Genomic DNA, 10,581 nt, shown 5'->3' on the forward strand with positions numbered 1-10,581 from the left:
AGTTTGCCGATTATATTTACTAATTAAAAATTATGACAAGTCGCGTATTATATTTTCAGCAACCTTTTTTAAATGTGCGCCATAAGGAGATTTACCATATTTTTCAGCAGATTGAAGAAGCTTTTCCTTACTTATCCAACCCTTGCGATATGATATCTCCTCTGGAGCAGCAATCTTAATACCCTGTCTTTTTTCCAGCATACGAATAAACTCAGCTGCATCAATTAAACTATCCATTGTCCCTGTATCAAGCCAAGCAAAACCCCTGCCCATCAGCTTAACATCAAGGTCACCCTGCTCCAAGTAAATACGGTTGAGATCAGTAATCTCCAACTCACCTCTGGCACTTGGTTTCATATTTTTAGCAAATTCCACAACTCTATTATCATAGAAATACAAACCGGTAATAGCATAATTTGATTTAGGTTTCAAAGGCTTCTCTTCAACCGAAAGAACTTTACCATCATCAGCAAATTCTACAACACCAAAACGCTCAGGATCTTCAACATAATAACCAAAGACCGTTGCCCTGTTTTTATTAGCAACTGCCTCTGCCAGCAGGTTGCTAAAACCATTGCCATAAAATATATTGTCACCCAAAACCATTGCTACATCGTCTGAGCCAATAAAATCCTCACCAATTATAAATGCCTGTGCCAGTCCATCCGGAGAAGGCTGTACCTCATACTGCAAATTTACACCAAACTGGTCGCCATCACCAAGAAGAGCCTCAAACCTCGGCGTATCCTCCGGCGTAGAGATAATCAGAATATCCTTAATGCCTGCCAGCATCAAGGTAGAAAGTGGATAATAAATCATAGGCTTATCATAAATGGGTAATAATTGCTTACTTGTTACCATAGTAAGCGGATAAAGTCTGGTTCCGGCACCTCCGGCCAGAATAATTCCTTTCATAATACACCTCCAGAAACAACAATTTCACTCATCGCGCACACCACTTATTATACCTTTAGAAACTAAAGCCGTCATATCAGTTTCTTCATAAAGATCGAGATCTTCATAATAAAGAAATAATCTATAAGAACCATCATCAATCTTATCAGTCTTTGCTATCACTGTGAAGCCATTTTTAACATATCTACCTCTGCCTTTCAAAGCTTCATCTACATCACTTCGCAAATAAATATTTGAATCGACAAAATATGCTTTATCGAAATCTGCAAGAACAACAACAGCTCTCGACCTTGGATTGTCAAAAACTACTGACCAGCCATTAACCACAAAATACTCATCTGCCATTATTTTAATATTATCAATACTTCCAGCTACACTTAATTCAGCATTTTCTCTTATATGATCCCTGATCAAATCTATATTACTGTTTTCTCCCAATTCAACATTATTCTGCAAGACACGAGAAATAATCACTTGTCGCAGATTATTATATGCTCCTGCTTGTTTTAAAACTACGTTAATAGTAAAAACAACTAAAGCTGCAATCACAAAAAATATTACAAAACTATATTTTTTCCAGGCAATCATATTTTCTCCTTTAACCAAGTCTACTAATACAAGTGATAGAACCTGATAAAATAAATCAGATCATTGCATATCATATGAATACTGACGGCAACAGCAAAGGCTGCCGTCAATTTTCTGCGAATATTCCCATACTTATTCTGCATATTATCGGAAACAAAAACACCCATACTGTAGGCAAGAAGCGGGATAATACATAAATAATATCTGGATTGATAACCGCCAAGATAGCCATTATCAAGATAACCATTATAAGCTCTGACAAATTGCATGCCTATTACAAAAACAAGAGCCACAAAAAGCTTAAAAAGCAAAGCATTTTCTGGTTTTTTTCTCAAATCCTTAACAAAAACAACTGGCAGTAACCCCAACAATATAAAAGAGAATTCATCAACCAAACGAGCCTTCAGTAATTTAAAATGAGAAGATATTCCTGTCCATGATTGTCTGAAAGAACGCCAATAGTACTCAAAATATTCTCTTCGCCCATATTCCGTACGTAAACTCTCTTCCACATAAAATCCACTTGCATAATACTCTGCAGGAGCGACTGTTAATAAAGTAGGCTGGAAAGAACCAGTCTGCCATCTTACATAGACAAAATAAGCAGCAGTTAATAAATAAACGGGTAATGTTGCAAGAAAATATTTGCTGTTAAAGTACATTATTTTTTTGTATTTGAATACTATATATATAATCAGCAGAACAAAAAATACAGTCAAAAATAACCCCAGTGTAAGTTTCGACAAAAACGACATAAATACGCCGATAGATATCAAAATATAAGTAAGATAATTCTCTTGTTTTTCATATAATCTAATCATGCCTAGAAAAAACAAAGAAAAACCGGTCAAAGACAAAGTATCATTATTTATACCGGCACTGTTATAAGCAAGCATAGGTAAGCTGGTAACAGAACAGGCATATATAAGATGTCCGAAAGTCGATTTCAAACGACTGCGGCCAATATACATAATGATAACAAGATTAATCGTACTGAAAAAAATAGTAAAATTACGCAGCGCATCAAAATTTATAGCTATTTCTCCAGAAGGATTTACGCTAACACCTCTGGCTAAACGCATGATATGATAATACAGTGGCGGGTGGAACAGATAATTTGTATTATCAGTCCATACAGCAGAAGATCCTTCAATGTTCAGCATTTTCATCTCAGCAAACTCAGGTATAATTCTCCCTGTTTCCTCAAGATATGCAATATATGAAATATGAGCAGGTTCATCGGGAAAAGATCCAATCAAAGATCCGTAAAAAAACATTTTGAAAATAAAAAAGGTAATGAAAAATATATACACAAAATTGATAATCAAGTTATTTTTTTTAGCTGATTTTTTTTTCAGATCAATATCCTGATTCATTTTTTATAACCTCTGCAAGCTTTCTGCTATCACCCATTTTAACAAATATATGTCTCTCATCTTCGCAAAACAATTCCCTATTAGCAGCATTTTCTCCAAGAACAATTTTTTTTTGCATTGCCTCATATATATATGCCTTACCTGGAATAGTACGTACAGCCTTTCCTATATCAGGATTGAAATGCCCGGCTAGGCACAAATCAGCTTTAGCAATATGCTGCGCTAAAGCAGCCTGACTTAACCAACTGATGAATTTCACCTGTTTTATCCCTTCAAAGCGTATTTTGTCATCTTTGTTTACAGGCCCGATTATTTCAAAACTAATATTTCTATTTTCCTTTAATAAATAAACAGCATCAAGTATAGTATCCAGACCTTGCAAAGGCAAAACACTGCCAAAATATAAGACAAGATAATTATCCATATCGGTTGATTCTTTCTCGATATACAAATCAGGTCTATAAATCTTTTTGTCAGCTTCAAGGTAAAGCACTTCAAATTTCCTTGCCTCAGAATTGAATTCCGAAACAAAAAAGTCTACATGTGCCTTAGTATCACTAATCACTAAATCAGCCTTACTAATAGTTTTATCATCAAGTTTATGCGTGATGGCCGCAAATAAAGATCCTGGTCTGAATTTTTTCCGATCATCTACCATAGTGTCATAAACAGAAATAAAAAAGTCTATAATAAGAAATTTTTTTCTGAATTTCCATGAAAAAAAGGGAACTATCAATTGTGGAGCAAATCCTACAAAAACTACATCAAAACTCCTGACTGATAAAAACAAAAGTCTGAAATAGACAATTAACATCCTGATAAAATAACTTCTGTTTTCTGATCCTATAATCGTGAATTCTGAAGAAAGCTTCTCAATCAACGCTATCTCCTGAGTGTTTCTGATATAGGATATATTTTTTGTTGTTATAAACAACACAGACTTATCCTGCAAATTGCTGTTAAGCATTTTCATTTTATATTATCTCCATCACCGACAATCCTGATACGATTATTGTTTTTTGCATGATAAATAATTTTGAAAAAAACAAAACATAAAACTTCTCCTGCAATAGTCATAACTCTGGTAAGAACCGTTATCAAAGACTGTATCTCCTGATCGAAACTTTGCCCAAGCAACAATTTCAAAACACCCTCCCGAACACCAAGACCATTAGGAGAAGGACTTAAAAAGCCGGAAACCCATGCGATAGGATAAGACAAAATAAGATTGATAATCTGATTCCAATCCAGACCTTGCATGCTTAAAACCATAACGACAATTGAAATACCGGTAATTATCCAGACAATTACAAATCTTAAAAGCATAAAAATAAGAAAACGTTTGGAAAACCTGACATTACCTACACTGTACTTTGTTTTACTGGAAATAAATTTTAAGCCACTGTTCAAAATCTTTGGAAATAATAATATAACTACCAGAATCAAAACGGATATAAGTGCTATTAAGAGTGGACTATTATTAAAAATAGAAGGCAAGAAGAAAAGAACAAATAATCCACTGGAAATTATCTGGAAAATATATTCCAAAACCATACTTGTTGAGGTTTGCAGCTTTCCACAACCACTTTTCGTACACATAACAGCTTTACCAACAATATTCCAGATGCCGCCAGGTATATATCTGGCAAAAGAAGAAACAATATGTATATTCAAGTAGAAGCTGCGACTATGAGTTTTATCTATTTCCCATAAAATAGAAGCCCAGTTATAGCCGATCATTGCATAAGAAAAAGCATAAAGAACAACAGCAGCCAACATAATCAACCAGTTTACATTCATTAGATATTCTTTGACCGAATTCCAATTACCGGCCAAATCCTTATAAATAAAGTAAACAATAACCAGAGATATAATTATTCCGGCAACAGTAAGGAGTTTTTTTGAAAAACCTTTTTCTTTCAATATCTTTCTAAATTTTGTCAGCATAGATCTGCTCATTCTCTAACTTTCAAATTTTTTTCTTCTTCCTCACTTTTGCCATAAGAAACTTTATGAACATGGTACTGAATATCCTCGAGTATTCTCCGGTTTGCAGCTATCAGATCAGCCTGAAAGCCAATCAGGACAGTAAGAGAGCCCATAACAAGTAAAATAGAAGCAAGAATTAAAGACTGTATATGACCGGCGCCTGAACCGGCAAAAAAATTGATCAAAAAACGTATACCAACAGCAAGACCACCTGCAAAAAGAATTGAACCTATTGATCCAAAAAAAACAAGCGGTTTGTACATCATGAAAGTTCGGATAATAACTGATGCCGATTTTTTAATATACGCACCAATACTTTTAAATAATCTGGACTCTCTTGTTTCGGGATTTGTTCTTATAGGGACAGAAAGCATAGGAATCTTCCTGCGCCCTGCCTGAATTATTGTTTCCAAAGTATAAGTATACTCATTAATAACGTTAAGTCTCATTGCAGCATCGCGAGAATATGCCCTGAATCCGGAAGGAGCATCAGGTATATCAGATTTAGAGGCTACCCTTACAACCCAGCTGCCAAGCCTTTGCAATTTTTTCTTTCGCCAGGAAAAATGTTCTGTTTCTTCAATTGGTCTTTCTCCAATAACAATATCTGCTTTCTGCTCTACAACAGGAATAACAAGATTTGCTATATCTTCGCCACAATATTGGTTATCCGCATCAGTATTGACAATTATATCGGCGCCTAACCTTAAGCAGGCATCTATTCCTGCCATAAAACCATATGCAAGACCCTTATTTCTTTTTAAATCAACAATATGATTAACACCCAGCTCACGTGCTCTGGTAATTGTATTATCGGTACTGCCATCATTGATAATCAAATACTCTATTTGACTGATTCCAGAAATCTCCTTTGGCAAATCTCTGATTGTCTGTTCCAATGTTGCTTCCTCGTTATAACAAGGTATCTGAATTATCAGCTTCATAAACCCTCCAAAAATATCAATAAATATTTTGATTTAAAGTATTATCTAGCAATATAGGCTCTATTTCCAGTCCTTGGATGGTCAAGCCTGTTTTTGGCAATCAATCTGATTTCAATTGCTTCAAGACGCAATGATTGTCCTGCCGTACCAGCCGGTTGACCATTCTTAGTCCAGTCCAGCCAACCATAACCCTGTGCATGAACCCGATAGTATATGTCATGAGTTCTTGCAATATTGCCACTCAAAGACAGCTCCAAAGCCTCAAGACGCAATGCTCGTCCTGAAGTACCTGCTGTAGCACCATTATTAACTCTATTTTGCCAGCCTATACTTTGAACATGTGTTCTATATGAAATAGAGCCATCAGCACCTAAAAGATTGATCTTTAAAGCTTCCATACGAAGTGCTCTGCCCGATGTACCTACAGTAACCGATTCACCAGTTCTTGTACCCTGCCAGCCTATGCTTTGTACATGTGCATCAACAGACAAATCAGCCCTGCCGACAAAAGACCTGGTAGTAGAACCTGGTGCAGCATATCCCTTAGGTACGAGTCTGACCTCTATTGCCTCCATTCTCAAAGCATGTGCTTCAGAACCAGCGGACTGTCCATTTTTAGCCCAACCCAACCAGCCATATCTTTCAATATGTACTCTGTAATAAATATCATATTTTTTTGCAGCTTCCCCGGTAAGCCTTATCTGCAAAGCTTCTAAACGCAATCCCCTGCCGGTACTTCCCGATTCCTGACCATTTCTTGACCAGCCAGTCCAGCCTATACTTTGTACATGTGTTTTATATTCTATACCGCCATCTATATTCTGCAATTGCAGCTTAACAGATTCAAGACGCTTGCTCTCGCCTGAAGTGCCGGCGGTCCGGCCTTCTCTAATCCAATTTTGCCAGCCATAGCTTTGAACATGAGCTTGAATGTTTACAGTTTCAACGTCTTTCCAATTGATAAAAATATCATCCGTAGCCCAGTTCATATCCACACGCGATCCAGGAACTCCAGCAACAGTCGCAGTTGAAGTATACTGCCACATAGCCCACTCACTCCAGATATTATTCTTACGAGGAGCACTAACATTCCAATTTGCAATCCAAAGCTTATATTTACTCAAAGAAGAATCAAGATATGTATCTATAAACCAAGGATATGAATAAATCATAATATCCTGACCACTGACCTTTTTAAATTCATCGGCAAAAGCATTTATACTGGCATTTATCTGTCTGTTTGACAAAACAACACCTTTTTCAGTCGCTTCCTCGACATCAAGCACAGGAATCAACGAATAATCATATTGCTTTATAAAATCATAAAATAGTCTGGCAAGACGCCTTGATTCAGCATCACTTGTTCTGGGATAGAAATAATAGTAAAAGCCAAAAGGCAAACCTTCCTTTTCAGCAGATTTAGCAAAATTATCTGCTTGTGCATCTATAAACGGTCCTGAATTATCATGACATATCGCTCTAAAATATGCTGCATCCACATTTTGTTTCAAAACTCTGAAATCAATATTATCAGAATTTGTATTAGGATTATCATTCCATTGTGAAAGATCAATAACCTTGTACTTTACCGAACCGGAAGACGGCATCGTGTTAGAGCTTGCACTAACTTCTACAACTTCTGCCGGCATAATAGATATCAGCATACCGAACACGAGTACTAAAGACACAAAAGACATAATAATTTTTTTCATCATTCGAAACCAAACCCCTCACTAAATACCAAAAAACTTCAAAACTTACTTTCTGATTTTGACTATTTATTCACTGCTTTCTGTTTTTTGTCATGCTCAACTACTTTCTGATTTTTGTCATGCTCAACTGCTTTCTGATTTTTGTCATGCTCAACTGCTTTCTGATTTTTGTCATGCTTAACTGCTTTTTTACTTGCTACGTCTTCACCGAATTCCTTGTTAAATAAATTGCTTCTGAATATAACCTTTATCGTCTCAAGCATCAAGCGCAAATCAAAAATAATTGAGTAATTTTTGATATAGGCAAGATCATATCTTAATTTATCCTCTGCTGTCGTATCGTACTTGCCAGCAATCTGAGCATATCCTGTTATTCCAGCTTTAACCTTAAATCTATTATTATATCCTGGAATTGCCTCACCAAACTGCCTGACAAAAAACTCTCTTTCAGACCTGGGACCAACTATGCTCATATCACCTTTCAGCACATTGAAAAACTGCGGCAATTCATCAATTTTCGACTTACGCAAAAAACCTCCTATCTTAGTTACTCTGGGATCTTTTGCACCAGATATAACTGGACCGGTCAAACTTTCGGCATCAGTACGCATCGTACGGAATTTGTAAATATTATAAACTCGGCTGTTCAAGGTTATTCTTTCCTGTTTAAAGACAGCAGGACCAGGCGAAGTGATTTTCACAGCTATAAAAGCAGCAAGCATAATAGGCGAAGTGATGATTATCGCCAGCAAGCTAACAATAATATCAAACATTCTTTTTATCATACGCTGTTCGAAGGTCAAGCCAATTCTCTGAATCATAAAAGATGCAGTATCATCAAACTGAACCATCGGAGCACGCCATAAAGCAAGATCAAAAAAACTTGGCACCAGAAAAACCACCTTGTTTTTTTCAGAAGCATACAAAAGCAGATCACTTTTATCCTGCTCAGAAATACCAGGACAAATAACCAGTTCAGTAGCCTTATCTATACTTGAAAAAAGCTGCTCCTTCTGTTCAATAGTACAAGCAGCCAGAACAGATGTATTATGTGTTTTAAGATTGTTTTTGGTTTTTTGAATAAATTGCTTTATTTCATCTTCCGAGGTTCCAACAATGACCATCTGACCTTCATTATAAAGCTTTTTATTAACCCAAAGACCAAAAATACCAAGAAGAGAAGTCAAAATAAAAATTACAAAAAAACCAACAACTATAATAGCTCGGGGAAAGGCAAAAGCCCGCATGAAGAATGCCGATGTAGTAGTAGCAAGAGTCTGCAAAAAAGCAAATTTGATAGCATTGTTAATTATATGCACATAAGTTCGCCTATAAAAATGAGTCATCTGAAAAAGATCAATCAAGACAAGTGCAGATATTGTCAAAACAGGCATAGATGCCAGATAAGCATTAAAATTATTCATACTTGAATCAACAAAATTCGCACCGTATCTTATCGGAAAAGCTAAAATATATGTGCTGTTTACAAGAATAACAAGAGCTATAACATATATAACTTTAAAAAGATGCGTTCTGGATACACGCGTCTTCTCTATTCTTTTCAAGTCATTAAGCTGTGCTTTTGACTGTTTATATTCATTCAAAACCAGATCCTCCCGAAGTCTGACAAGTTCTTATAAAGATTGATCGCCAAACCGGATCAAAAAAAAGATGATTTCAAGTGAACATTATACCGAATTATCTTAGTTTGCGCCAATGTTTACAGAAATAATATATAAGACCGCAAATGTGATGCAGATTAGTTCTGCTGATGAGCCGCCTTTTTGATATTCTCTGCGTATAGTGAAATATAGAAGCACCAGAAGCCAAAACAACTTTATAGCCGGCCTCTCGAACTCTGGCACAATAATCAACATCCTCAGGAGCATAGAAAATACGTTCATCAAGATAACCTATTTTATCCAAAATAGATCTTCTCATAAACCAACAGGCAGAGATCGCATACTCAACAGGATACACAGAATTATCTGTACTCACAGGCAACCTTGAAAAATCACTAAAAAAGCTTACATCAATAGCCGGATCAGGCATAAACGGATAACTCTCCATCGCCTCCCCTTTCGCATTTAATTTTGCACTGGGAAAAGCCTTCATAAACTTCAGCTTAATAGAAGGAAACTTCTTAACCGAACGTTGCTCAATTAATTGTGCATTAAACATTCTCGGAGCAGCAATCATATTTTTATCATCAGACTCTAAAGCTGCAACCAGTTTATCCACAGCATCACAATTTATTGTCGTATCTGAATCCAAAACACATATATAATCGGTATCATCAGATATTTTCCTTAAAGCAGCATTACGAGATTTAGTTGTCCCTATGTTTTTATCTGATCTGATCAAATCTACATAGATACTATCATGATTATTCCTGCGGAAATCCTCAATCAACTCAATCGTATTATCCGTCGAACCATTATCAAAAATTGAAATTGATATTTTGTAATTGTCAGATAAGCAACTTAAAGAGTCAAGACAATCATCAATAAATCTTTCTGACTGCCATGTTAAGAGGACAAAATGGATATTCCTCGCACGATGAAGTTTATTTGATGTGGTTTTTTCTATAATCATAAAATATTCCTTCCAAGCATAAAGATAGTAAACTCTTTAATACCTTACGGATACTATTTATATCAACCATACTTTGCATGTTTTTATACGAATGTATATAATAACATATATTGTTTACCTGACTATATTACAGCATATGATAAAGTCCGTATACTTGGTGTAAATTGAGAAATAAAAAAGAGCCACGAGCTCGCTTTCGGTATAATAGGTTTTGCGAAACTAACAACTGAAAGGAATGAGATCATGGCTCAAGTACATCTTACACTGGAAGACGAAATTCTTAAAGACCTTATGCTTGGAAATCGGGAGAACGGGGTGGCGAAATTACTGGAAAAAGTATTTGATGCGGTGCTGCGAGGACAGGCCAGCGAACAATTGAATGCCGAGCCGTATGAGCGAAGTGATGGACGTGTCAGCTATCGGAATGGCTATCGCGAGCGTACCCTGACAACTAGAGTAGGA

Annotated in this window: 10 protein-coding genes; 1 reads left to right on the forward strand and 9 read right to left on the reverse strand. The window is 36.1% G+C overall.

Translation table 11 applies throughout. From position 1 onward, the window contains the following. Positions 1-30: 30 nt before the first annotated feature. The 9 genes from rfbA to AC0KSB_RS13105 form a co-directional block, all read right to left on the reverse strand. Complete coding sequence (gene rfbA / locus AC0KSB_RS13065) at positions 31-915, reverse strand: glucose-1-phosphate thymidylyltransferase RfbA (RefSeq protein WP_472309994.1); 885 nt, start codon at positions 913-915, stop codon at positions 31-33. Positions 916-939: 24 nt separating this feature from the next. Continuing rightward, entirely contained in the window at positions 940-1,503 is a 564-nt protein-coding gene (locus AC0KSB_RS13070) for a hypothetical protein (RefSeq protein ID WP_472309996.1), read from the reverse strand. 23 nt (positions 1,504-1,526) lie between these two features. Beyond that, positions 1,527-2,879: an ArnT family glycosyltransferase gene (locus AC0KSB_RS13075; protein WP_472309998.1), complete on the reverse strand. Its 1,353-nt coding sequence runs from the start codon at positions 2,877-2,879 to the stop codon at positions 1,527-1,529. After that, positions 2,863-3,852, reverse strand: coding sequence for a glycosyltransferase (locus AC0KSB_RS13080; protein WP_472310000.1), 990 nt, complete (start codon positions 3,850-3,852; stop codon positions 2,863-2,865). Before AC0KSB_RS13080 ends, AC0KSB_RS13075 begins: the two co-directional genes overlap by 17 nt. Next, positions 3,849-4,826, reverse strand: coding sequence for a lysylphosphatidylglycerol synthase transmembrane domain-containing protein (locus AC0KSB_RS13085; RefSeq protein ID WP_472310002.1), 978 nt, complete (start codon positions 4,824-4,826; stop codon positions 3,849-3,851). Before AC0KSB_RS13085 ends, AC0KSB_RS13080 begins: the two co-directional genes overlap by 4 nt. A gap of 8 nt (positions 4,827-4,834) precedes the next feature. Continuing rightward, positions 4,835-5,812, reverse strand: coding sequence for a glycosyltransferase family 2 protein (locus tag AC0KSB_RS13090; protein WP_472310004.1), 978 nt, complete (start codon positions 5,810-5,812; stop codon positions 4,835-4,837). 41 nt (positions 5,813-5,853) lie between these two features. Continuing rightward, the gene (locus AC0KSB_RS13095; RefSeq protein ID WP_472310006.1) at positions 5,854-7,527 is read right to left on the reverse strand and encodes a GH25 family lysozyme; all 1,674 of its coding nucleotides are present in this window, start codon (positions 7,525-7,527) and stop codon (positions 5,854-5,856) included. Positions 7,528-7,586: 59 nt separating this feature from the next. Beyond that, positions 7,587-9,128 (reverse strand): sugar transferase, encoded by a 1,542-nt coding sequence (locus AC0KSB_RS13100; RefSeq protein WP_472310008.1) that lies wholly within the window; start codon positions 9,126-9,128, stop codon positions 7,587-7,589. 94 nt (positions 9,129-9,222) lie between these two features. Further along, complete coding sequence (locus AC0KSB_RS13105; protein ID WP_472310010.1) at positions 9,223-10,119, reverse strand: glycosyltransferase family 2 protein; 897 nt, start codon at positions 10,117-10,119, stop codon at positions 9,223-9,225. A gap of 243 nt (positions 10,120-10,362) precedes the next feature. Between AC0KSB_RS13105 and AC0KSB_RS13110 the strand changes: the two genes are divergently transcribed. Then, a partial coding sequence (locus AC0KSB_RS13110) for a transposase (protein WP_472307717.1) occupies positions 10,363-10,581 on the forward strand: 219 nt, incomplete at its 3' end.

The organism is Ercella succinigenes, assembly GCF_900002895.1.

What these genes read in the sequence shown, in the direction of transcription:
- rfbA (WP_472309994.1), bottom strand. Translation starts at nt 915, where the DNA reads ATGAAAGGAATTATTCTGGCCGGAGGTGCCGGAACCAGACTTTATCCG.
- AC0KSB_RS13070 (WP_472309996.1), bottom strand. Translation starts at nt 1,503, where the DNA reads ATGATTGCCTGGAAAAAATATAGTTTTGTAATATTTTTTGTGATTGCA.
- AC0KSB_RS13075 (WP_472309998.1), bottom strand. Translation starts at nt 2,879, where the DNA reads ATGAATCAGGATATTGATCTGAAAAAAAAATCAGCTAAAAAAAATAAC.
- AC0KSB_RS13080 (WP_472310000.1), bottom strand. Translation starts at nt 3,852, where the DNA reads ATGAAAATGCTTAACAGCAATTTGCAGGATAAGTCTGTGTTGTTTATA.
- AC0KSB_RS13085 (WP_472310002.1), bottom strand. Translation starts at nt 4,826, where the DNA reads ATGCTGACAAAATTTAGAAAGATATTGAAAGAAAAAGGTTTTTCAAAA.
- AC0KSB_RS13090 (WP_472310004.1), bottom strand. Translation starts at nt 5,812, where the DNA reads ATGAAGCTGATAATTCAGATACCTTGTTATAACGAGGAAGCAACATTG.
- AC0KSB_RS13095 (WP_472310006.1), bottom strand. Translation starts at nt 7,527, where the DNA reads ATGATGAAAAAAATTATTATGTCTTTTGTGTCTTTAGTACTCGTGTTC.
- AC0KSB_RS13105 (WP_472310010.1), bottom strand. Translation starts at nt 10,119, where the DNA reads ATGATTATAGAAAAAACCACATCAAATAAACTTCATCGTGCGAGGAAT.